The sequence below is a fragment of the Pseudomonas sp. NPDC089996 genome (assembly GCF_044748405.1).
Lineage (GTDB): Bacteria > Pseudomonadota > Gammaproteobacteria > Pseudomonadales > Pseudomonadaceae > Aquipseudomonas.
Genome location: NZ_JBIVGA010000003.1, coordinates 188595 through 210261 on the forward strand (window position 1 = coordinate 188595; position 21667 = coordinate 210261).

At 64.7% G+C, this 21667-nt stretch carries 18 protein-coding genes; 5 read left to right on the forward strand and 13 right to left on the reverse strand.

Annotated features, from left to right (window positions below):
• Nucleotides 1-61: 61 nt before the first annotated feature.
• From ACIPW4_RS06410 to ACIPW4_RS06425, 4 genes are all read left to right on the forward strand, one after another.
• Nucleotides 62-1741, forward strand: coding sequence for a ShlB/FhaC/HecB family hemolysin secretion/activation protein (locus tag ACIPW4_RS06410; protein ID WP_400655887.1), 1680 nt, complete (start codon nucleotides 62-64; stop codon nucleotides 1739-1741).
• Nucleotides 1742-1768: 27 nt separating this feature from the next.
• The gene (locus tag ACIPW4_RS06415; RefSeq protein WP_400655889.1) at nucleotides 1769-6295 is read left to right on the forward strand and encodes a hemagglutinin repeat-containing protein; all 4527 of its coding nucleotides are present in this window, start codon (nucleotides 1769-1771) and stop codon (nucleotides 6293-6295) included.
• 393 nt (nucleotides 6296-6688) lie between these two features.
• A complete protein-coding gene (locus tag ACIPW4_RS06420; protein WP_400655891.1) occupies nucleotides 6689-6958 on the forward strand; it encodes a hypothetical protein in 270 nt (89 codons plus the stop codon).
• A gap of 3 nt (nucleotides 6959-6961) precedes the next feature.
• Entirely contained in the window at nucleotides 6962-7234 is a 273-nt protein-coding gene (locus ACIPW4_RS06425; protein WP_400655892.1) for a DUF3077 domain-containing protein, read from the forward strand.
• A 216-nt stretch (nucleotides 7235-7450) separates the two neighbouring features.
• On the opposite strand, the gene ACIPW4_RS06430 is transcribed toward ACIPW4_RS06425, so the two are convergent.
• The 13 genes from ACIPW4_RS06430 to ACIPW4_RS06490 form a co-directional block, all read right to left on the reverse strand.
• A complete protein-coding gene (locus ACIPW4_RS06430; RefSeq protein WP_400656438.1) occupies nucleotides 7451-8398 on the reverse strand; it encodes an RHS repeat-associated core domain-containing protein in 948 nt (315 codons plus the stop codon).
• Nucleotides 8399-8601: 203 nt separating this feature from the next.
• Complete coding sequence (locus tag ACIPW4_RS06435; protein WP_400655895.1) at nucleotides 8602-9261, reverse strand: hypothetical protein; 660 nt, start codon at nucleotides 9259-9261, stop codon at nucleotides 8602-8604.
• The gene (gene gspM, locus ACIPW4_RS06440) at nucleotides 9258-9644 is read right to left on the reverse strand and encodes a type II secretion system protein GspM (protein WP_400655897.1); all 387 of its coding nucleotides are present in this window, start codon (nucleotides 9642-9644) and stop codon (nucleotides 9258-9260) included. The genes ACIPW4_RS06435 and gspM overlap by 4 nt, the downstream gene beginning before the upstream one ends.
• On the reverse strand, nucleotides 9641-10717 hold the full coding sequence (locus tag ACIPW4_RS06445) for a type II secretion system protein GspL (RefSeq protein WP_400655898.1): 1077 nt from the start codon (nucleotides 10715-10717) through the stop codon (nucleotides 9641-9643). Before ACIPW4_RS06445 ends, gspM begins: the two co-directional genes overlap by 4 nt.
• Entirely contained in the window at nucleotides 10714-11304 is a 591-nt protein-coding gene (locus ACIPW4_RS06450; protein ID WP_400655900.1) for a type II secretion system protein J, read from the reverse strand. Before ACIPW4_RS06450 ends, ACIPW4_RS06445 begins: the two co-directional genes overlap by 4 nt.
• A 116-nt stretch (nucleotides 11305-11420) precedes the next feature.
• Nucleotides 11421-11789, reverse strand: coding sequence for a type II secretion system protein GspI (locus ACIPW4_RS06455; protein WP_400655902.1), 369 nt, complete (start codon nucleotides 11787-11789; stop codon nucleotides 11421-11423).
• Nucleotides 11786-12223: a type II secretion system minor pseudopilin GspH gene (gene gspH / locus ACIPW4_RS06460; RefSeq protein WP_400655904.1), complete on the reverse strand. Its 438-nt coding sequence runs from the start codon at nucleotides 12221-12223 to the stop codon at nucleotides 11786-11788. The genes ACIPW4_RS06455 and gspH overlap by 4 nt, the downstream gene beginning before the upstream one ends.
• 3 nt (nucleotides 12224-12226) lie before the next feature.
• On the reverse strand, nucleotides 12227-12661 hold the full coding sequence (gene gspG / locus ACIPW4_RS06465) for a type II secretion system major pseudopilin GspG (RefSeq protein ID WP_400655905.1): 435 nt from the start codon (nucleotides 12659-12661) through the stop codon (nucleotides 12227-12229).
• Nucleotides 12662-12678: 17 nt separating this feature from the next.
• The gene (gspF, locus tag ACIPW4_RS06470) at nucleotides 12679-13881 is read right to left on the reverse strand and encodes a type II secretion system inner membrane protein GspF (protein WP_400655907.1); all 1203 of its coding nucleotides are present in this window, start codon (nucleotides 13879-13881) and stop codon (nucleotides 12679-12681) included.
• 3 nt (nucleotides 13882-13884) lie between these two features.
• Entirely contained in the window at nucleotides 13885-15333 is a 1449-nt protein-coding gene (locus ACIPW4_RS06475) for a GspE/PulE family protein (protein WP_400656440.1), read from the reverse strand.
• Nucleotides 15333-17285 (reverse strand): type II secretion system secretin GspD, encoded by a 1953-nt coding sequence (gspD, locus tag ACIPW4_RS06480; RefSeq protein ID WP_400655909.1) that lies wholly within the window; start codon nucleotides 17283-17285, stop codon nucleotides 15333-15335. Before gspD ends, ACIPW4_RS06475 begins: the two co-directional genes overlap by 1 nt.
• A gap of 3 nt (nucleotides 17286-17288) precedes the next feature.
• A complete protein-coding gene (locus tag ACIPW4_RS06485) occupies nucleotides 17289-17714 on the reverse strand; it encodes a pilus assembly protein PilZ (protein WP_400655913.1) in 426 nt (141 codons plus the stop codon).
• Nucleotides 17711-19351, reverse strand: a complete 1641-nt coding sequence (locus tag ACIPW4_RS06490) for a lipoprotein UxpA (RefSeq protein ID WP_400655915.1) — start codon at nucleotides 19349-19351, stop codon at nucleotides 17711-17713. The genes ACIPW4_RS06485 and ACIPW4_RS06490 overlap by 4 nt, the downstream gene beginning before the upstream one ends.
• A gap of 224 nt (nucleotides 19352-19575) precedes the next feature.
• Here ACIPW4_RS06490 and ACIPW4_RS06495 point away from each other — a divergent pair, with 224 nt between their 5' ends.
• Nucleotides 19576-21651 carry a PhoX family protein gene (locus tag ACIPW4_RS06495; RefSeq protein ID WP_400655916.1) on the forward strand — a complete coding sequence of 692 codons (2076 nt, stop codon included), beginning with the start codon at nucleotides 19576-19578 and terminating at the stop codon, nucleotides 21649-21651.
• Nucleotides 21652-21667 lie beyond the last annotated feature (16 nt).

The window sequence follows — 21667 nt, forward strand, 5'->3', positions numbered from 1 at the left end:
TTGATTCTTAGCATTCACGCAAACGAGTACGTAATCCGTACGCCATTTGCGGGGGTGCTGCATGCCATGCCGAATTCGACTCATCGCCAGCAGGCTGCTTGCCGGATGCCTGGCTGGCCTGCCAGGCACCTCTGCGGCCTCGGCTGACGACCCTGCCAGCCTGCAACTGCGCGACCAGCAGCAGACCCTGCGGCATTTCGAACAGCAACAAAGGCTCAAGCGCTGGCAGCAGCCCCCTTTGCCCGAGCGCATAGAGCAGCCCCCCGCCAAGCCAGTCAACAGTCCGTGCTGGGCCGTCTCCGGCTTGCGCATCATCGGCAACCGCCAACTTCCGGATCAGGCGCTCGAGCCCGCTCTGCGCGAACGAGTGCTGCCCTGCATGGGCATCGATGACATCAACAGCCTGCTCAGGAGCATCACCCAGCTGTATGTGAGCGCCGGTTTTCCTACCAGCCGTCCCTACCTGCGCCAACAGCCTCGGGATGGTGCGCCGCTGGACATCGTCATCGTCGAAGGCTTTGTCGAATCCATCGAGCTCGACGCCCCCGAGCTGCCATTGTTTTTGCCCGGCGCCTTCCCTGGCGTGCTAGGCCAACCCCTTTATCTGCCCGCCCTCGAGCAAGGCCTGGACCAGCTCAATCGCCTGCGCGCCTATGACCTGGGCATGGACCTGCTGCCTGGGGACCTGCAAGGTGGCACCCGGGTGGTGCTGCAGCCGAACAAGGTCGGCTCGCGCTGGCACCTGGACAGTCGCCTGGACAACCGCGGCAGTGAGCTGACCGGGCGTCACCGCCTGAGCCTTGCCCTCGGGGTCGACAGCCCGCTGGGGCTGAATGACGACCTGCGCGTTTCGCTGCTTTCCAGCGTCTTCCACGCCCCAGGCCAGACGCAAGGCATCACCTTGTATTACAGCGTCCCCTACGGCCCTTGGACCTTTGCCCTCAATGCCAGCCAACTGACCTACGACGCCCCGCTGCCACACAGTCGTCAAACCAGCGACGGCAGCAGCAGCTATCAGGGGCTGAGCATCGAGCGGGTACTGTGGCGCAATCAGCAAGGCATGCTCAGCGTCAGCGCAAGGCTGGACCGCAAACAACTGATCAACCGCAGCGCCGGCGCCGTGGTCACTCAACAGAGCCCGACGCTTACCAGCGTCGAGGCAGGCATCAACCTGCTGTGGCTCAAAGGTGGGTTATGGAATGGTTATGTGGGCATCGCACAGGGCCTGCACTGGTTCGCTGCCGACGAATCGCCGCTGGGCGTGGAGCGCCTGCGCCCGGACTTTCGCAAGTACCGCGCCAGCCTGTTGCATCTGCGTCAGGGCTCGGCAAACACGCCGTGGCGCTGGCAAAGCGAACTGGCCATGCAGTACAGCGACGACTCGTTGCCCGGAGTCGAACAACTGCTGGTCAGTGACGATTCGACCGTACGAGGCTTTCGCCTGCGCACCTATTCCGGTGCCAGCGGCACGGCCTGGCGCAACACCTTCAGCCAACCGTTGCCCGCCAACTGGAGCCCCCCCCTGCAAATACGCCCTTACCTCGGCCTGGATGTGGGCTGGACACGCACAGCCACTGGCAAGCCTTCGCAACGCCTCGCAGGCGCAGCTGCCGGCGTCGAGCTGAGCCTGCCGAGCAGCCGATTACGCCTCGATTACCAACGCGCCCTCTACACCAGCGACCTGCCCCGCTCCCGGCTGGAGCCTGGCTTCTGGGTACTGGACTTCACGCTGAGCATCTGACTCCCCCACAACGAAGAGAACGAGAACATGCAGAAACTCTCGCCGTCACCGTATACCCGCCCGAACATCTTGCGCTGGGCCATCTTCCTCGCCTTGCTCGGCTCCACCAGCGTTCTTGCGCAGGGTGGGCTGGAGGCCGCCAGCGGCCCTGCAGGCACCCCTCTCATCAACAACAACCATGGCGTTCCGGTGATCGACATCGTCCCCCCCAACGCCAGCGGCCTGTCGCACAACCAGTTCATCGACTACAACGTCGCCCGCCCCGGTGTGGTGCTGAACAACGCCCTGCAGGCGGGCCAGTCGCAACTGGCTGGAGCACTGGCCGCCAATCCGCAGTTCCAGGGCCAGGCGGCGTCGACCATTCTCAACGAGGTGGTCAGCCGCAACGCCTCGCAGATCGAAGGCCCTCAGGAAATCTTCGGCCGCCCCGCCGACTACATCCTGGCCAACCCCAACGGGATCACACTCAATGGCGGCAGCTTCATCAACACCACCCGCGCCGGGTTCGTGGTTGGCACACCCGAGCTGCAAGATGAACAGCTGCGCCATTTCAACACGCTCAACGCCAATGGCACATTGCAGGTGCAAAAAGGCGGCCAGAGCAATGCCGAGGGTGCGCTTGATCTGATTGCCCCCAAGGTGGACCAACAGGGTTTGCTCATGGCCAAGGGCGACCTCAACGTGACCGTTGGCCGCAATCGTATCGCCCACGCCGACGGCCAGATCCTCGAACACTTGCCAGGCACCCCCTCGAGCATTGACGCCAGCCTGTTCGGCGCGATGCGCGCCGGGCGCATTCGCGTGATCAGTACAGCGGAAGGCGCCGGGGTGCGCATGGGCCCCGTTAATGCCACGGCCGACAGCGGTATCGAAATCCATTCGGCGGGTTCGTTACAGATCAGTGGCGAAAATGACAAGCCTGCAGAACTGCACAGCAAGCGCGGCGGCTTGCAGCTGGTCGCCGCCGACGACCTGACCTTGAGTGCCGTCGATGGCAAGGCCGAGCGTATCGAGGCCAAGGCCGGCAAGACGCTTGTTTTGGACGCCAGGGCCCGCGAGCAGGTTGCCCGCGACCGCGACAGCTGGAACAAGAAGTTCCTGCTCATCACCCACGAAACTTACCGCCGCGACAGCACCACCACCGAGCGCCAGCAACGCGGCGTGGAACTGCACGCCAGCGACAGCGTGTCGTTGCAGTCAGGAGCCGACATGCGTCTGGTCGCTGCCAAGGTGAAGGCAGGCACTGATCTGACCCTCGACAGCGGCGCCAACCTGAACATCGCCGCCGGCATCGACAGCACGCAATTCAAGGAGCAGGTGCGCCATCGCAAGGACCTCTGGCGTGGCGACAGCGATACCGAGAAATACACGGAAACAGCACGGCCCAGCAACCTGAGCGCCCAGCGCATGACGGTCAAGGGCAATGACCTGCTCAAGGTCGAGGGCAGCACCTTGCACAGCCGCGGCGACATGGATATCAGTGGCAGGCAAGTCGAGGTCGGTACAACCGCCCTGCAGCAACGCAGCAGCGGTGGCAACTACCGGGGTGACCTGGTGTCCGGCACCTTCTTCGGTGACCGCAAGGGCAACGACACCGAGGGCAAGAGCGTTGCCGGCAGTAGTGTCGGCGCAGAGGGCAAACTGAACATTCATGCCGACCAGGTCAGCATCAAGGGCAGCACGGTGCACGGTAAGGAGGATGCCGTGCTGTACAGCGAAAAAGGCGCGCTGGCGATCGAAGCCGACCATGGCAGCAGCCGTTCCACCGAGCGCAAAAGCGACAGCAAGCTGTTCGGCTTGATTGGCAAAGACCGGGAAAACACCACGCGCCGACAGCAGGTGCTGATGAGTGATGTCAGCTCGGCCAGCAACCTGCGCCTGGCCAGTGCCGAAGAACTGCGCATCCAGGGCGCCAAGGTCGAAGCGGGCGGGCACCTGCAGGTCGAGGCCAAGGGCGATGTGCTGATCGGCAGCGCGCAAGCGGTCAACGAAAGCGAAACCCGTAGCCAGCAACGTGGTTTCACTGCCAGTGCCCGGCAAACTCAAGAGGCCGAAGACGGCAAGCCGGAGTCGCGCCAGTACGCGGCGGGCGTGGCCTATGAAGTGACCAACGGCCACGAAACCGAGCGGGAAACTACCCAGGTCGCCAGCGAGCTCAAAGGTGCCACGGTCAGCCTGGCCAGCGAGGCCCATTTGCAAATCAATGGTTCCAAGGTTCAGGCCAGTGCCGGTGACCTCGACGTGAAGGCCACTCAAGTGACACTGGGCACCACCCGCAACGAACGCGAATCGACCACCCGCACAAGCCAGAGCGGCGGCGGCCTGACGGTCACGGGTGGTATCGACCGCCTTGGCAGCTTCTTCGAAGGCCACCACAACAGCACGCAGGTGTCCGAACATGACAGCAAAGCCCAACGCAGCGAGCTGCAGGCCAGCGGCCACTTGAAACTCGATGCAGACGAACTCGTGACCGAAGCGGCACATGCCACAGCCGGAGATACCCTCAAGGTGAACGCCAAGCGCATCGAAAACCGTGCCGTCATGGATACCCACGAACGGCAAGAACAGCGCAACGAATGGTCTGGCAGCCTCGGCGCCAGCGTGGAGTACCGCGACCTGACCCGGCCGATCGAACGGCTGGTGCTGGGTGAGGAGGCCGCGCGCTTCCAGCAGGCATCGCCGGAAGACGCCATGGTGGCACCCAGCGTCGGTGCCGACATGACCGTGGAGCACCTCAAACGCCTGGAAAACCAGCGCCGGGGTATCGCACAGATAAGTGAGCTGTCGGGGGCGAAGGTCGAGGTCAAGGCCGACAAGATCGACGACCACGGTACTGCATGGCGTGCCGAGGCCGGCGAACTGTTGATCGACGCCCAGGAGCACACCCTGCACGCTGCTAAAAACACCCAGGAGAACAGCGTCCAGCGCCTGGCTTATGGCGGCGACCTGCGCATCGACACCAGTACCGGTGAAGACCTCAATGTCCGCGGCGCGGGCAAGGGTGGCTCGCTGGACAAGCAAGTGACGACCAGCACCGCAGTGCCCGGCAGCCTCTATGGGCAACGGGGTATCCAGGTCCAGCTGGGTAGCGATGGCCTCTATGAAGGAACACGCATGGACGGTGGCGCAGGCGATGTGGTCATCCACAGCGCCGGCAACCTGTCGTTGACCCAGGCCAACGACCGCACCGAGCAACTGAGCCGTCAGCTTGACGGCAACGCCTGGGCCAAGGTCGGCAACCGCCCTGGCAGCACCGGCCTCGACGGCCGTGGCTATCTCGACCATGCACGGCAGCAGGCCGTACAGACCAAGGCCCAGGTAGCACAGATCGACGCCAAGGGTGAGGTACGCCTGAGCAGCGAGGGTGATCTGTTGCTCGAAGGTACCCGTATCGGCAGTCGCAAAGCCAAGGTGGGTGATGTGACCGTGCAAAGCGACGGTCGCCTGCAGGTCAAGGCAGGCAACGATACTCAGCAAGCGACCGGCGGCAAGCTCGGTGGCGGCCTGGAGCTGGCAGGCAAGATGGGCGAAAGCAAAGGCGGCGGCATCGGTGGCCATTTCACCCATGGCAAGCAGGATGAAAACGCCCATCAGGCCGTCGATGCCCAGATCGCCAGTGCCGGCAAGCTGACCCTCAGCAGCCGCGCCCGCGAGGACATTGCCCTGCACCTGCAGGGCCTGCAGGCATCCGCCGAGCAGATCGCGCTCAACGCCTCCAGCGGCGGCATGCTGATCGAGGCCTCTTCCAATCAGGAACAGCGCAACAACCTCGACATCACTGCCGGTGCCGGTTTCAACATGACCGCCGGCACCAGCGACACCCGTGGCCTGCACGGCCGCGCCAAGGTCGAGTTGGACAAGCGCGACAACCAGGCCTGGAATGCCAGCAACCTGCGGGCAGAGAACATCGACCTGCAAAGCCGTGGTGATACCCGCATCGAAGGCGCCAGCCTGGAAGCCGGGCGCATCACGGGCGCCGTTGATGGCGACCTGCGCATCGCCAGCCGCAAGGACAGCGTCGACACCCTGACAGTGAAGGCTGATGCCCGCCTGAGCCAGGAGAAGAACCCGCAGGGTTACGTCAACGCCGCCACTTCGCTGGCCGGCCCGCTGGGTGGCAAGGTCAAGGAGAAGGCCGGCGAGGCCTTGAGCAAGGCTGACCCTGGTTTCTCACCCACCTTCAATCTTGATGTGTCGCATGTGCAGCGTGACAGCGTGGGGCACCAGGCGGTGCTGAAGGGCAGTGACGGTATCGACCTGAAGGTGGGTGGGGATGCCCAGCTGGTTGGCGCCCGTTTGCAGTCGGCCAAGGGGAAGGTTGCGCTCGATGCCGGCTCGGTGACCCGGGAAACCCTGAGTGGCAATGACTACCGTCGGGATGTCTCGGTCGATGCGTCCAATTCGCCGGTTGATCTGGGTACGGCGATTGCCGATATTTCCAAGGGCAAAGGCGCGGCGGATGGCGAGAATGCGCTGGACCTGGGGGTATTGAGAACCAGTGGGCATAGTCGCAGTGAACAGTGGGTTTCGAGTGTGCAGGGCAAGGGAGAATAAGGGGTGGCCCGGGAGGGTTCGCCTTGAGAGGTTCAGCGCCTGTGGCCCTGACCCAATCCCCCGCCCCCCTCTAAGCCCTTCCTCGTAGGACATTTCCGAACCTGAAACCAAATGCTTCAAAATCGGCATGCTTGGGAATTATCCTACGCGCGGTGCTGAAGTATCGCTGTTGTCGGGGAAAGCCCTCACGGATAACGTTTTCGGGTTGCTCCGGCGACCGGGTGTGAGAACCCGACTGATACAAGGCGTCGCTATGGCGGCCGTGCACGGGCAGACTTCGGTCTGGCCGAGTTTGCCTTTGTTCCTCGGTTTCTCACCCCGTGCATGGCTGCCACCCAATCCGTGAGAAAGATTGAAGTGGCGGTTCCTTTCACCGAACAAAGGTTAACTGACATGAAAAAGATCGTACCCGACCCACCCCACCGCAAACCCATCACCACCCCCTTCTTCACTGTCCGCGCCGACATGTGGCCCCCCGACGCCCTGGCCCATGCCAGCGAGCTGCTGCGCGGCGTCATCGAAACCATCGAAGAACACTGCCGCGCCCACGCCGGCGAGCCCGGCCTGAACATGCTCGGCAACGCCATGCATGCCAGCGAGAGCACCCATTCGCTGGTCGAGCATGTCCACGACCAGCTTTACGGCCAGCAGGCCAAGGGGTGACGCATGGCAGACGAGCCCGAGATCATTACCACCACCGGCGCGCAAACCTTCCTCGACGTCGGCAACCCACCCATCAACCTGCTAAGCGTGCAACCCGGTGTCCCGATCGATGATGCCTACGAGCAAGTTTCGGTCCTGCTGGGTTACATCAGGTACCTGGTGCGCGAAGGCGACATGGAAGATGACCATAAGTTGCTGGGTGCAGCGGACTACCTCATCGCCATGGCCAAAGGACTGATGAACGACATCGAGCTGACCAAGAACAGGTTGCGTTGACATCAAAGGCCTCATCGTAGGCAAGCCTGCGATGAGGCACGAGCTACCCTCTCCAGCGTTCGTTTCAAGCCACTTAATCCTGTTGGTAAACCAAGAGACGCCTTGGTGCATGCCTCGAAGCCGTAAGCTATGCACATGGGGTCGCTCGCGACTGGGTCAGGCATCGTTTTGAAATTCCGCCCCATACTCACCAAGAAAATCGAAATAAAAAAATCACTACAACTCTCTAATTTTTTTATTAACATTTCCTATAATATTTCTCACATGAGCCGAAGGCATATCATTCTTCCAGCGTCGGAGTTCGGCAAACGGCTTACCTCCTGAAAGTTTCGCTTGAATTACCAGCTCTCGTGCTCTTCGGCTTTCATCAACCGTCAAACCAAATATGGTTCGGCTATTGCTTCTATTCCACTCGAACAATCTAACAGCTTGCTCGGGAGTCACACTGACCCGACGTTGTTGTAGCAACCGGTTTCCGGCATCAGGCCTTATCTCGCGCCCAGTATTGTGTGATATTCTGCTCGTTTGAATATCTAATCTTCCAGTTTGGGTCGAGGCGCTTGAAGAGACACTCGCGACTCTAAAAGTCGTAGAGGTAGACCATGAACTATCAACTACAGACAAATTTTGTACTGGGATAGTAGAGCGTGACCCTGCAGGGTTTTGAGTCCAAAGCACCGTTTCCCAATCTGCAGTGAGCGGAGATCGAGGTGGCGTCTGCGTCGGCGAAGGTGACCTCCTTGCATTAGGGGTGCGCATATGTCCACCGGGATCACTGAAATTAATAGGGTCTCCCTTACAGTAGGCATAAGCATTTATTCCCCCTATCGAGAACGGGCTAAGCGAATCGGCACAAAAGAAGCGCATGAGCCGGGGGCTGTACCCACGATAACCGTTGCCCAACAAATACAAATCGCCTAGCAGCATGAAACCATTGAACAAGGGACCCTCATATCCTTCCCACAATGAGGCTGTCCATCCATAGGCATTAAAAACGACCAAGGTGGACTGTTGCGGTGTTCCTACCAGAAATACCGACTTCGCAGGATCTACACCCAACAAGGTGGCGCTGGAGACATTCTGCTCCATTGCCATTACGGCCAAGTGACCTGACGGTGCGCATAAGTAAAATCTGGAGTTGGATCCAGCTAAGGTGGTGCACATCCTGTCACTCTGCAAAAAAAAACGATTGATAAATTCCAAACTTCATCCTCCACGTACTGTTTGGAGTTTTTCGTAAGCTCCCAGGAAAGACAACTGGTAGAAATGCTAGGGCACCGACATCGGCCGTCACCAACACATAGTTGCGTTGTCCAACCAAAAGCACTGATGGACAAAATCAAGCTGACCAAGAACAGTCAACCAACTTACCAACGCACCTCTCTCTGCCCTGTCAGCGCCTGCGGCCCTAGCCACTGTGCGCTCCGGAGCAACGGCGTCAACGCAGCCCCACGCCGCACGCTGAAAGCCACCTGCCCCCTGAGCCTCTCCAAGTCCGCCTCCAGCCTCAGTTCATGCTGTCCCTGCTGCACCAATTGCCCCCGCAACCGCCAGCCATCCCGGCAATCCATCTCCACCCAGCCCTGCCCCAACCCCAACGACCACGGCTCACTCAAGGCCAGGTCAGTCACACTTACCCGCCCCTCGCTGCGCCGGCACTGGTGCCCTGCCCCCTGCATGCGCAGCAGCCCTTGCCACTGCCCGGCCAAACGGTAATCCGTCAGCACCGTCGCCTGTGCACCCAACGCCGTCGCTTCCAGCTGCCAGCGCCACGGCCAGCCTTCGGCATGCAGCTGCCAGGCCTGGCCCTGGAAACCGAGCTGAGCGTTCGCTTGCATGCGCCATGGCTGCACCGCCCAGCGCAGCGGACCGAGCGCCCCCAGTTGCTGTGCTTGCCCCTGCCATACGCTGCCGCTGACATCACGCGCCGGCAGGCCAACGCTGCGCACCACCCAGGCAGCCGGCAATTGCACCAGCAATGTCAGCACGAACACCACCGCGCACCACAGCAGCCCGCGTCGGCTCATGGCTGCACCACCAACTCGAAATGCAACCCCTGGGCATCTTGTTCCAATCCCCACTGCAAGGGCTGCGCCCCTTCCGCACGCAGGCTCTGCAACCAGCCCTGCAGCACGCGCTCATCGGTTACCTGACCACGCAGCTGCCAGGTTTTGCCTTGCACATCGACATCGGCCAGCTCGATCTGACGTGCCTGGGCCGACTGCCGCAGACGCTCCAGGCTCACGCCCGGGCCGCCCTGCAAGCTTGCGGCCTGCGCTGCCAGCTCGCGCCATTGACTGAGCTCACGCCATTGGGTCAGGCCTTCGCGAGCAGCCAGGAAGACCAGCAAGCAACCAATCAGCAGCCAGGCCAATGCCAGTCGATGACGCTGTATCCATTGCCTGTTCATGTTGCCGCTCCCAGGTCGAACACCACTTGCCCGCCCTGTGCCTGCACGGCGGCGCCGACGGCACTGGCCATCTCGCTCCACGGCGGCGCGGCGCCATCGCCGTCCAGGCGTAAGTGCCAGCGCTGGCCATCGAAGCGCACGGCCTGTAGCCGCCAGGCGGGATGCTCGCGAAGCCAGGCTTGCAACCGTGCCTGCAGGTCTTGGAGTTGGCGCTCGCGCAGTTGTTGTTGCAGGTCACCTTCGCGCATACGCTTGAGCGCCTGCGCCGCTTGCCGCGGGCTGGCCTGGTCGCCGGTTACCGCTATCACCTGCGCACGCCAGGTCTGCACTTGGCGCCATTGCTGACCCAGCCACAGACCGCCCCATGCAGCGGCGAGCACCAGGCAAGCCGCAAGCAAACGCTGTTGTTGCCGCGACACGCCCGGTAGCGAGCGCGCCTGGCGTGGTCGTTCGAGCAGACTGGGCAGCTTGTCGAGCGCTGCCAATGCGGCGGGCCAGGTGCCCGTCGCTGCGTGCTTGTGCAGGCCCGACCAGGGTTGCTGCGGCAACTCGCCCAGCTCAGCGGGCCAGGCCAGCCAATGTTCGCGCCCATGCTCGTCCGAACCTTTGCACAGCGACAGGTCCGGCGCGCGCCACCACTGCACGGCACTGCCCGGCTCGGGGGCCGGCAGCAGCTGGAACTCGGCCCAGCAGCAGTCCACCTGCAGCCCCCCTTCGGCACATTGCTCGCGCCACTGTTCCAGCAACAGCCGTTCCACCGCCATCAGCTGCAATTGGCCTGCCTGCCGTGACAGGCAGGCACACAGCACCTCGTCCGGGTTCTGCTGCAAGCGGTCTTCCAACAGCAGCGGCCATTCATCCCGCTTGAGGCCTGGCGGCGCAGCCAGCTGAAACTGACTGCAGTATTCGCCAGGGACGACCAGCGCCACCCGTGCCTGCAGGTTCGCCGGTGGCTCGCCCTGCCCTTGACGTCGAGCACCACCTGCTTCGACCAGCAGCCAGTCCCACTCTGGGCCCGGGCGCAGCAACAGCCACGGTCGCGCTGACGCAGTACGGCGCCACTCAAATTTCATGAGCGCCCCCAAGGGAGAATGAAGGTGCAGACATAGGGTGCTCCATCACGCTGCAATTCCAGGCGCACGCCACGGCCGGGGTGCGCAGGTTGGTCGGAGGGCCAGGGCAACCAGCGGCCACCCTGGTGGTACAGAACGTTGATAGCGCTGACCCGCGGCAGTTGCTCACGCAACAACCAGCGCGGCTCGCTGGCGGCGTACAGGTCCGCCGAGCTTTCCAGCAGCAGGCGCTGGTCACGCGAATCGAAACGCAGGCGCTGGCGCTGCAGGCGCGAGCCGCCCTCGGCCTCGGGCAACGCGGCGGCGGCCACCCACAACAATTGCTGGCGGTCGGCCTGCCAGTCGAGCCAGCGGCTGGCCAGGGGCAGGCGCTGTTCGTACAGGCGGCGCAGCACCGGGCTGTCGAAGCGCCGCTCCAGGGCCAGGCAGAACTCCAGCACGCTGGTGTCCTGCGTGTTCACCTGCAGCCGCTCACGTACCTTGAGCCAGCCACTGACCAACGCCGACAGCATGACCCCGAGCAGTGCGGTCAGGGCCATCGCCACCATCAGCTCGATCAGGGTCAGACCTGCCTGGCGCCGTTTCATGCACCGCGTCGACTTCTTCGCGGGTTCACCCGCGAACACCGGCGTAGCCGGTGCCATACAGCGTGGTGCCTGCTTCGCGGGTAAACCCGCTCCCACAGCTTCACGACTTTTGCCAGTCATGGTCGCTCCAGAAACAGCGTGTACTGCCCCAGCGGCAAGCGCTGGTCGCGGTCGGCATATAACTGCAGTTCGCCACGACGAAGATCCCGCACACCGGTGCGGCGCAACTGCATCTGCCAGTGGCAGGCCTGGCCGCCCTGACTGAGCACACCGTCGACCTGATTGCTGGCCGGCCAATACTGCTCGACGGCAAAGCGCGCCTGCAGTTCGCGGGCACAGAGCACGCCCAGCCGGTGCTGCTGCACGCTGTCCTGCACCGCCAGACGCTGGCGCAGGACCTGACTGGTGATGACCGCCAGCACTGCAGCTATCGCCAGGGCCACAGTCACTTCCAGCAGGGTGAAGCCGCGCTGCTTTTGCCTCATGGCACCATCGCCACGCGCAACTGGCCGTCACGGGCCCAGTCCCAACGCTGACCGCCGTCTGCCCAGCGCCACTGCACCGAGCCCGGTTGCGCCCAGCCCTGCGGGGTGAACAGCACACGAGGCGTAGCGCTGGCCGGCCAGTCCGGGTGCAGGCCCTTTGGCCAGTCGGCCGGGGCACCTGCTTCGACCACCCAGGCATCGCCTTCACGGCGTACGAATTCCGGCCGCTGGCCGGTCCAGCGCAACCCACGCAATTGCCCGGCATGCCGGGCCAGCGCGGCCTGGCTGCGGGTTTCCACCGCCAGCCGTTGCAGCGCCTGATCGACGCTGGCCTTGCCACTGTCGAGCCAGGCCACTGCCATGCCGGTCATGAGCCCGGCGATGGCCAGTACCACCAGCAGTTCGAGCAGGCTGAAGCCGCGCTGGCGATGCATCGGTCACAGCGCCCAGTTGCCCAAGTCGGCATCCTGGCCTTCACCACCGGGCACGCCATCGGCACCCAGCGAATACACATCGACCCGCCCATGCTCGCCGGGCATGCGGTACTGGTACGGGGTGCCCCACGGGTCTTCCGGCAGGCGGCGCACGTAGCCGTCGCTGCGCCAGCTGCGTGGCAGGGGTTCCTGGGTCGGCTTTTTCACCAGCGCGCTCAAACCCTGTTCATTGCTGGGGAAGCGCAGGTTGTCCAGGCGGTACATGTCCAGCGCCTGCTCCAAGGTCGCCAGGTCGGCCATGACCTTCTGCTTCATGGCCTTGTCCTGGTTGCCCAGCACGCTGGGCGCGACCACGGCGATCAGCAGGCCGATGATGAAGATCACCACCATGATTTCCATCAGGGTGAAGCCGCGCTGGCGGTTGTGTCGGTGCTGCATGGAAGTGCTCCTTGTGTTCACAGTTGCAGGCCCTGGTTGAGTTGCATGATCGGTAACAGCACCGCCAGCACGATGAACAGCACCACGGCGCCCATCACCAGGATCATCAGGGGTTCGAAAAGCGCCATGGCGGTGTCCACCTGGCGGGCGAAGCCGCGCTCCTGGTCGTCGGCGACGCGTTCGAGCATGTCGGCCAGGGTGCCACTGGCCTCGCCGCTGCCGACCATGTTCACCAGCAACGGCGGGAACTGCTGGCTGGCATCCAGCGCGCGGTGCAGGCTGGTGCCGCCCTGCACCTGCTGGCGCACCTGCTCCATGGCCAGACGGATGCGCCGGTTGCCGACCGTTTCGGTGGCCACCTGCAGGGCTTCGAGCAGGGCCACGCCGCTGCTGCAGAGGATGGCCAGGCTGCGGGCCAGGCGGGCGCTTTCCAGCACCTGCACTAGCGCGCCGATGCGCGGCAGGCGCAGCAGCAGTTCATCGCGGCGCAGGCACCAGTGCGGCTTGCGCAGCAATACGCTGCCCAGCACGCCGGACAGCAGCGCCAACCCGAGCAACCACGGGCCGGCATGGACAAGCGCCTGGCTCAGGCCGATCAGCAGTGAAGTGATCAGCGGCAGGCTTTGCCCGGCGTGGGCGAACTGTTCGGTGAGCTTGGGCACGACGAAGGTCATCAGGCCGACCACCACCGCCAGCGACACCCCCATCAGCACGCAGGGGTAGATCAGTGCGGTGCGCGCCTTGTGCTGCTGGCGCTGCACCTGCTCCAGGTGATCGGCCAGGCGGGTCAGCACCTGGGCCAGGCGCCCGGAACGTTCGCCCGCCTCGACCAGTGCGCAATACAGGCCGGTGAAAGGTGCCCCTTGGCGGGCGAGGCTGCGGGCCAGCCCGAGGCCTTCGGCGAGCGAGCTGCGCAGGGCCACCAGCACCCCTTGTAGGGCCGGTTCGCGCAGTTGCCGTTCGAGCGTGGCCAGCGCATCGACCAGTGGGATGCCGGCACCGGTCAGGGTCGCCAGCTGACGCGTCAGCTCGCATAGCTGGGCGCGGCTCAGACGCTGCCGGCGAGGTTGGCGGCAGCCGGCCTCATGGCGTTGCAGCTGGCGCGCAAACAGGCCCTGCTCGCGCAGCAGCTGGCGCGCATGACGTTCGCTGTCGGCCTGCAGGCTGGCCTTGTGAAACTTGCCGGCGAGGTCGACGGCCCGGTAGCGGAAGGTCGGCATCGGTCAGCCCTGTACCACGCGCAGCACTTCGGCCAGGCTGGTTTCGCCACGGGCCAGGCAGTCGCTGGCCGTCGCTACCAAGCTCTGCCGGCGCTCGGCCAGATACGCCTGCATGGCCAGTTCGCTGGCGCCGTCGTACAACAGGCCGACCAGGCCGGCATCCAGCTCGATGAATTCATAGAGCCCCAGGCGGCCGACGTAACCGCTGCCCTGGCACCGCTCGCAACCGACCGCGTGATAACTGCTGTGCAGTGCCGCCAGCTCCGGCCACAAGGCGCGCTCGGCCGGCTGCAACGGCTGCGCGATCGCACACTGGCACAGCCGCCTGACCAGGCGCTGGGCGAGTACCCCGCGCAGGCACGAGGCGATCAGGAACGGCTCGATGCCCATGTCGCGCAAGCGTGTGACAGCACCCACCGCACTGTTGGTGTGCAGCGTCGACAGCACCAGGTGGCCGGTGAGGCTGGCCTGCACGGCGATCTGCGCGGTCTCCTGGTCACGGATTTCACCGAGCATGATCACGTCCGGGTCCTGGCGCAAAATGGCGCGCAGGCCGCTTGCGAAGGTCAGCCCGGCACGGGGGTTGATGGCGGTCTGGCCGATGCCGGCAATGGCGTATTCCACCGGGTCTTCGACGGTGAGGATATTGCGGCTGCCATCGTTGAGGCTGTTGAGGCTGGCGTACAGTGTGGTGGTCTTGCCCGAGCCGGTCGGGCCAGTGGACAGGACGATGCCGTTGGGCCGCGCCAGGCAGCTGCGCAGGCCCTGCAGCACGGGGGCAGGCATGCCCAGGTTGGCCAGCGCCAGCAGGCTGGCCTGCTTGTCGAGCACCCGCATCACCACGCGCTCGCCGTGGATGCCCGGCAGCGTCGACACCCGCACGTCCACTTCCCGGCCGGCTGCGCGCAAAGTAATCCGGCCATCCTGGGGCTGGCGCTTCTCGGCGATGTCCAGCCGTGCCATGACCTTGATCCGCGACACCAGCATCGCCGACAGCGCCCGCGGCGGGCGCAACACTTCGCGCAGGTGGCCGTCGACGCGCAGGCGCACCACCAGGCTCTGCTCGAAGGTTTCGATGTGGATGTCCGAGGCACGCAGGCGCAGCGCCTGGCCGAACAGGCCGTTGATCAGGCGGATCACCGGAGCCTCGTCGTCGCTTTCGAGCAGGTCCTCGATGCGCGGCATTTCGCTCATCAGGCTGTCGAGGTCGACCTGATCGCCGATGCCTTCGATCAAGGCTTCGGTCGCGCCGGCGCCCGCTTCATAAAGCTGGCCAAGGCGCTCATCGAACGCTGCCGGCTGCAGATACTCCAGCGCCATCGGCCGGCCATGCACGCGTAGCAGCTCCTGCAACTGGTCGCTGTCGGCGTCGCGACGCAGCCACAGGTGCCAGCCTTCCTCGGCCGGGGCCATGGCCAGCCCGGCCTGACGCGCCTGGCGATAGGACAGCATCACCAGTTACCGCCTTCGAGCCGTGCTCGGCTGGCGGGGAACACCTGCAGCAACGGGGTGCCTTCTGCCAGGTCGGGCAACTGCAGCGGCGTGGTCTGCTGCAGAGTCCGGTACTTGCTTTCGCTCAGGCCCGCCAGGCTCGGCCCGTCGCGCAGGATGCGCGGGCGGATGAACACCATCAGGTTCTGCTTGGTGTTCTTGCTGGTGTCGGAACGGAACAGCCGACCCAGGTAAGGAATGTCACCAAGCAACGGCACACGCTGGTCGCTGGTGCTGAGCTCGTCGCTGATCAGGCCGCCGAGGATGACCAGGCCATTGTCCTCGACCATGACCTTGGTCTTGATCTCGCGCTTGTTGGTGATCACGTCGCTGGCGGCACTGGAATCGGCGATCGACGAGACCTCCTGGACGATGTCCAGGCGCACGCTGTTGTCGATGTTGATCTGCGGCTTGATGCGCAGCTTCACACCGACTTCCTTGCGCTCGATGGTCTGGTAAGGGTTGGCGTTGTTCTGGGTGACCGACCCCGTCACGAACGGCACCTCCTGGCCCACCAGGATCGACGCCTCGGCGTTGTCCAGGGTCAGCAGGGTCGGCGTCGACAGCAGGTTGAAGCCGCTCTTGCCCTTGAGTGCGTTGATCAGCATAGCGAAGTTGAAACCACCGCCGATGTGGCCAAAGCCGGCCGTGGCGCCGGCGGTGGACGACAGCAGGTCGCCCAGCGCCTCGTTGTCGCCACTGGCGGCCGCGCCGGCGATGTTGGCGATGTTCACCCCGTTGCTGCCGAAGTTGACGATGCCAGCGCCGAACTTTTCGTCGGCGAACAACCATTGCACACCCAGCTCCTGAGCGCGGACGTCGGACACCTCGGCGATGATCGCCTCGACCACCACCTGGGCACGGCGGATGTCCAGCTGTTCGACGATCGAGCGGTAGGCCGCCAGCTCGCTGTCGGGGCCGACCATGACCACGGCGTTTGTGCCTTCTTCGTACTCCAGGCGGATGCCGGAGTCGCTGGCGGCCGCCATCACTGGCCGGTCCTTGCCTTCCCCTTCGCCAGCCGCTTCGGCGGGCACCGCGCCTTCCTGGCTGAGGCCGCGCAACACCTTCACCACTTCAGCGGCATTGGCGTGACGCAGGTACATGACCTGGGTGTTGCTGTTGTGCTGGTTGTCGCTGGGGCGGTCGAGCTGGCCGAGCAGCGCCCTCACGCGGTCGGTACTGCCCCGTACCAACAGGGCATTGCTGCGCGGGTCGGCGACCACCTGGGTGCTGTCGGCGCCCTGCTCGCGTGCCAGCAGGCGGGTGAGCAACTGCGCGGTGTCGGCAGCGCTGGCGTGGCGCAGCGGCATGACCTGCAAGGGCTCGTCACTGACCTGGTCGAGCTGGCGCAGCAGGCTGTCGATGCGCTGGAGGTTGCTGCGCCAGTCGGTGACCACCAGCAGATTGGCCGCCGGGTACGGCGTGATCACCCCGACGCGCGGATCGATCAGCGGTTTGAGGATGCCGAGCATCTGTTCGCTGGCGGCATTGCGCACATTGAACACCCGCGTGGCCACACTGTCGCTGCCCTCGCCTTGTTTCCCTGCGGGCTCCACCGGTACCGGCTCCAGCCGCGCGGCCTGGTCGGGGACGATCTTCACGCTGCCGTTGGGCAGGTCGACGGCGGCGTAGCCCTGGGCGCGCAGCTGGGCGAGAAAGATGTCATAGATGGCATCGGCGTCGTGGCGGTCGACCGTGCGCACGGTGACCTTGCCCTTGACCCGCGGGTCGACGATGAAAGTGGTGCCGGTGATACGCGACACGCTGTCGATGAACTCGCCCAGCTCGGTGTCGACGAAGTTCACCTCGTACACCGGCGTGCCATTGTCATCGAAGGTTTCTGGCGTTTCTGCCCAGGCGAGTGACAGGCCCAGGCTCAAGGCTACGGCCACGCAGTATCTGGCGAACATCATTCATCCTTGCCGCTTGAAGCCGGTCACGGCAGGGCGTGGCGGCCAGGGCAGGCGTTCGCGCCGCCCCTGGTTGTCGAAAATCAGGCCATCGGCGTCGATGTCCTGCAATACGATGCCGGGTGCCAGGCGCTGGCCACGGCCGAGGGTGCGGACCTGCTGGCCATAGCGCAGCACCACCACACTGGCCGACAACGGCTGGGCCTTGAGGCCGCCGAGGTACTGCAACGGCAGGCGGGTGATGGCGATGGCGCCGTCGTCGACCGTGGGCTGCCAGTGACCAATCAGCAGCCCTGGCAGCGGCGCGACGGCGAGCTGTGACGCGCTGGACGGTTGCGGCTGGCGCCCCAGTTGCAGCACGCACTGAGCGGCCAGCCAGCCGGCCAGGGTCAGCAGGCCGCCGGTCATCAGGCGTGAAGCCAGGCTCACGACGCAGCCTGCCGCGGGTGCCAGCCCGGGTGGCCTTGCACATAGCGCACCTCAGGCAGTTGCAGCGCTGCCAGTTGCCAGTCGGGCTTCTGCCGCGCCAGCCAGGCCTCGACCCGCTGCCAGAGGGGCTCGCCAGCCTGGGTTTCGAATTGCAGGCCAAAGGTGCGGCACAGGCCCTGCACCGCTTCGACACCCGTGACGCGCTTGCCCTGCGGGCTGTAGCTGACGCGCCAGGCCTGGCCCAGCCAGCGTGGCAGGTCCTGGCTGTTGTCGAGCAGCAGCGGGTCACCAAACAGTTGCTCGGCGGCGTTTTCCAGCACTTGCTCGACTTGCCGCGCCGGGGCCTCGACCGCCGGGGCCGAGTAGCCTCCAGTCAGGCTGATCAGGTGCTCGCGGGTAATGGCGTCGCCCGCCGCCAAGGGATAGTCGTAGCGCAAACCCGGCAACAGCACCGGCATGCTGCTGCCATCGGCCAAGGCTTGGTGCAGCAGGCGGTCCCAGCTCCCGCCGCGGGTGTCCCGGCGCCACAGGGCCTGGGGTGCGCGCGCCAGCGGTTGGTCGAGCCACGCCGCGTGGCCGGCACGTTGCTGGCGCAGTTCGCCCTGCAACTGGCTGGCGCGCATCTGCGCGGCCGGCGACAGGTAGCGTTCAAAGGCCGGGAAGAACTGCCCGTCGAACTGCCATTGGCCGGCGACCTGCTGGCAACGCAAACGGAATGCCCCGCTGCCCCGGCACCCGGCGAACAGCACCGGCACCCGGCGGCCGCTGGCCTGGGTGGCCTGAATCGGTACCGGCCACAGGTCCTGGCCACGGGCACAGAGCAGGACGTCGGCTTCCGTCAGCCGCTCGGCCAGCCACAGGCCTGGCCCGGTGCCGACATCGGCCATCGCCACCACCAGGTCGGCCTCGCGTCGGGCCCGCTCGAAGGTTGGCAGCAATGACTGGTACCACTGCTTCAGGGAGGCCTTCTGGTCCTGGGCATAGGGGTCGGTGACACCGACCACGGCAATGCGCGCACCGCCGCGCTCGAAAAGGTGCAGGGCCACAAGGTTCAGCGACGTGCGCTGATCGTCCGCAAGCCCGGCACCGATGGTGATAGCGGAAGACTGGCGGTAAAGCGCCGCGCTGCGCTGAGGCCAGAGCACACGCTCGTCACTGCTGACCCGCGCTTCACTGCCCAGCAATTGGCTACCTTGAACGCCGCTGTCGCCCTGGGTGAGGTAGGCCAGGCCACTGCCGTTCCAGCCCTGGCCGTTCTCCAGTGTCAGGCTGTTGCCCGCCCCGGCCTCGCTACGCAGTTGCTCCAGCAGCGCCCCCAGCACCGCATAGCCGCCCAGCTGTGTGCCCGCCGCCTGGTTGGCATCGAGCAACGGTGCCAGCTGCGGATGTGCCAGGCTGGCACTGGCGCCGGTCATCCACGGTGCCCGGCCCAGGTGGCTGACCGGGCCCAGGCGGGTGGCCGGCACGACGGGCAAACCGGGCTGGCGTGCGTCCAGCGTGTCGGCGACGTACAGCAGATCCACACTGGCGCTGCCGCCACGTTGGCCTGGCAATGCAGAGCAGGCGCCGAGCAGCGGTGCCAGCGCACCGACACCCATCCAGCTGATCAATTCGCGCCTGTTAACACTGTTTGCCATCGGGCCCGCCATCCTTATCCGAGTTCTCGTTGGGCCCCGGATGTTGCGGCGTAGGCATGACAGTTTAATGTCAAAAATCCGACAATCATTCCAAATCGATCTGTTGGAATTTGCAATAAGAACTTACAGTTTTAAAAACCCCTTCATATTTCTGCCAATGAATCATCACAGAAGCGCCCTAAAGTCGCGGTTTCCTCCAACTCAGCCACTATAAGGGCACCCTGATGAGTCGAGATACCGGCGATAACCTGGACCGCAACCAAAGCGGCAACCTGCCGATGGCCAGCGTCATGGACGCGTACCTGAGCCGTCGCAGCGTGATGCGTGGCAGCCTGGGCGCTGCCATCGCCATGATTGCCGGTACCGGCCTGACCGGCTGCTTCGACAGTGGCGGGGGCTCCGATGACGATCCGGTAGCCGAGCCACCGGTCACCGAACCTCCGGTAACCGAGCCTGAAGAACCGAAACTGGCCCTGGGCTTCCAGTCCATCCCTGGCTCGCGCACTGATGCCTGTGTCGTTGCCGCCGGTTACAGCGCCTATGTGCTGGCGCCTTGGGGCACACCGATCAACAGCAACGGCAACCCGTGGAAGTCGGACGGCAGCAACACCTCGACCGACCAGGCCAATGCCATGGGCATGCACCACGACGGCATGCACTTCTTCCCGATCAACGGCAGCTCCGACGACGGCCTGCTGGCGATCAACTTCGAGTACATCGACGCGGCAGCCCTGCACCCCAACGGCCCGACCACCGATGTCAGCGGCAAGCGCCCGGCTGAAGAAGTACGCAAGGAAATCAACGCCCACGGCGCCGGTGTGGTGCGCCTGCAGAAGGTCAGCGGCCGCTGGCAGGTGGTTGACAACGACCCGCTCAACCGCCGCTTCACTACCGCCTCGCGCATGGAGCTGACCGGGCCGCTGCGCGGCACCGAGCACGTCAAGACCAAGTACTCGGTCGACGGCACCCACTGCCGCGGTACCAACAACAACTGCGGCAACGGCTACACCCCGTGGGGCACCTACCTGACCTGCGAAGAGAACTGGCCGGGCATCTTCGTCAACAAGGGCACCCGCCCCGAAGACCAGCGCCGCATCGGCGTAGGCACCTCCAGTGGCCAGTACAAGTGGGAAAGCGCTGCCGGTGACAGCACCGAGGTCGCCGATGAATTCGCCCGTTTCGACGTGACCGTCAAAGGTGCTGCCGCTACCGACGACTACCGCAATGAAGCCAGCACCTATGGCTACATCGTCGAAATCGACCCGTACAACAGCAGCACCCTGGCCACCAAGCGCACCGCCCTGGGCCGTTTCCGCCACGAAGGCTGCTGCCCGGGCCTGCCGGTGGTCGGCAAGCCGCTGGTCTGGTACATGGGCGACGACTCCAACAACGAGTACCTGTACAAGTGGGTGTCCACGGCCGTATGGGAGGCTGCCGACGCCAACCCGGCAGACCGCCTGGCCACCGGTGCCAAGTACCTGGACCAGGGCAAGCTGTACGTTGCCCGCTTCAATGCCGACGGCACTGGCGTGTGGCTGCTGCTCGACGTGAACACCGTCACGGGTGCTGGCAGCACCCTCGGTGCGCTGTACGGTGACCTGGCAGGCATCATCCTCAACACCCGCGGTGCCGGCGATGCCGTTGGCGCCACGCCGATGGACCGCCCGGAGTGGACTGCCGTCAACCCGCTCAACGGCGATGTCTACCTGACCCTCACCAACAACAGCGCACGTACCCCGGAAAAGGTCGATGCGGCCAACCCGCGCGGCCCGAACCGCCACGGCCACATCATCCGCTGGCACGATAGCGACGACCAGCTGAGCTTCACCTGGGACATCTTCGTGTTCGGCGCCAATGCCGCCGGTACCGCCGACATCAACCGTTCCGGCCTGACCGAACTCAATCAGTTCGCCAGCCCCGACGGCATGAGCTTCGATAGCCGCGGCGTGCTGTGGTTCGAGACCGACAACGGCGAAACCACCGTCACCGACTACACCAACGACCAGCTGTTGGCGGTGATCCCCACCGACCTGGTGGATGCCAGCGGCAAGCAGGTGCCGGTCAATGCCCAGAACCAGACGGCCCTGCGCCGCTTCTTCGTCGGACCGAACGGTTGCGAGGTGACGGGCATCAGCTTCACGCCGGACAACAAGACCTTGTTCATCAATATTCAGCACCCGGATAACTGGCCGTATACCGACAAGGCCACCGATGCGACTCCGGCGGGGGGCAAGGTGAGGCCGCGGGCGACCACGGTGGTGATTCAGCGCGATGATGGTGGCGAGATCGGTACCGCCTGATCGACCTGTGTACGGG

Bases quoted from the DNA above. Each gene is read 5' to 3' on its own strand.
- ACIPW4_RS06415 (WP_400655889.1), top strand. From the start codon at position 1,769: ATGCAGAAACTCTCGCCGTCACCGTATACCCGCCCGAACATCTTGCGC.
- gspF (WP_400655907.1), bottom strand. From the start codon at position 13,881: ATGCCGACCTTCCGCTACCGGGCCGTCGACCTCGCCGGCAAGTTTCAC.
- ACIPW4_RS06455 (WP_400655902.1), bottom strand. From the start codon at position 11,789: ATGAGGCAAAAGCAGCGCGGCTTCACCCTGCTGGAAGTGACTGTGGCC.
- ACIPW4_RS06450 (WP_400655900.1), bottom strand. From the start codon at position 11,304: ATGAAACGGCGCCAGGCAGGTCTGACCCTGATCGAGCTGATGGTGGCG.
- ACIPW4_RS06490 (WP_400655915.1), bottom strand. From the start codon at position 19,351: ATGGCAAACAGTGTTAACAGGCGCGAATTGATCAGCTGGATGGGTGTC.
- gspH (WP_400655904.1), bottom strand. From the start codon at position 12,223: ATGCATCGCCAGCGCGGCTTCAGCCTGCTCGAACTGCTGGTGGTACTG.
- ACIPW4_RS06475 (WP_400656440.1), bottom strand. From the start codon at position 15,333: ATGCTGTCCTATCGCCAGGCGCGTCAGGCCGGGCTGGCCATGGCCCCG.
- ACIPW4_RS06430 (WP_400656438.1), bottom strand. From the start codon at position 8,398: ATGTGCACCACCTTAGCTGGATCCAACTCCAGATTTTACTTATGCGCA.
- gspG (WP_400655905.1), bottom strand. From the start codon at position 12,661: ATGCAGCACCGACACAACCGCCAGCGCGGCTTCACCCTGATGGAAATC.
- ACIPW4_RS06410 (WP_400655887.1), top strand. From the start codon at position 62: ATGCCATGCCGAATTCGACTCATCGCCAGCAGGCTGCTTGCCGGATGC.
- ACIPW4_RS06420 (WP_400655891.1), top strand. From the start codon at position 6,689: ATGAAAAAGATCGTACCCGACCCACCCCACCGCAAACCCATCACCACC.
- gspD (WP_400655909.1), bottom strand. From the start codon at position 17,285: ATGTTCGCCAGATACTGCGTGGCCGTAGCCTTGAGCCTGGGCCTGTCA.
- ACIPW4_RS06425 (WP_400655892.1), top strand. From the start codon at position 6,962: ATGGCAGACGAGCCCGAGATCATTACCACCACCGGCGCGCAAACCTTC.
- gspM (WP_400655897.1), bottom strand. From the start codon at position 9,644: ATGAACAGGCAATGGATACAGCGTCATCGACTGGCATTGGCCTGGCTG.
- ACIPW4_RS06435 (WP_400655895.1), bottom strand. From the start codon at position 9,261: ATGAGCCGACGCGGGCTGCTGTGGTGCGCGGTGGTGTTCGTGCTGACA.
- ACIPW4_RS06495 (WP_400655916.1), top strand. From the start codon at position 19,576: ATGAGTCGAGATACCGGCGATAACCTGGACCGCAACCAAAGCGGCAAC.
- ACIPW4_RS06445 (WP_400655898.1), bottom strand. From the start codon at position 10,717: ATGAAATTTGAGTGGCGCCGTACTGCGTCAGCGCGACCGTGGCTGTTG.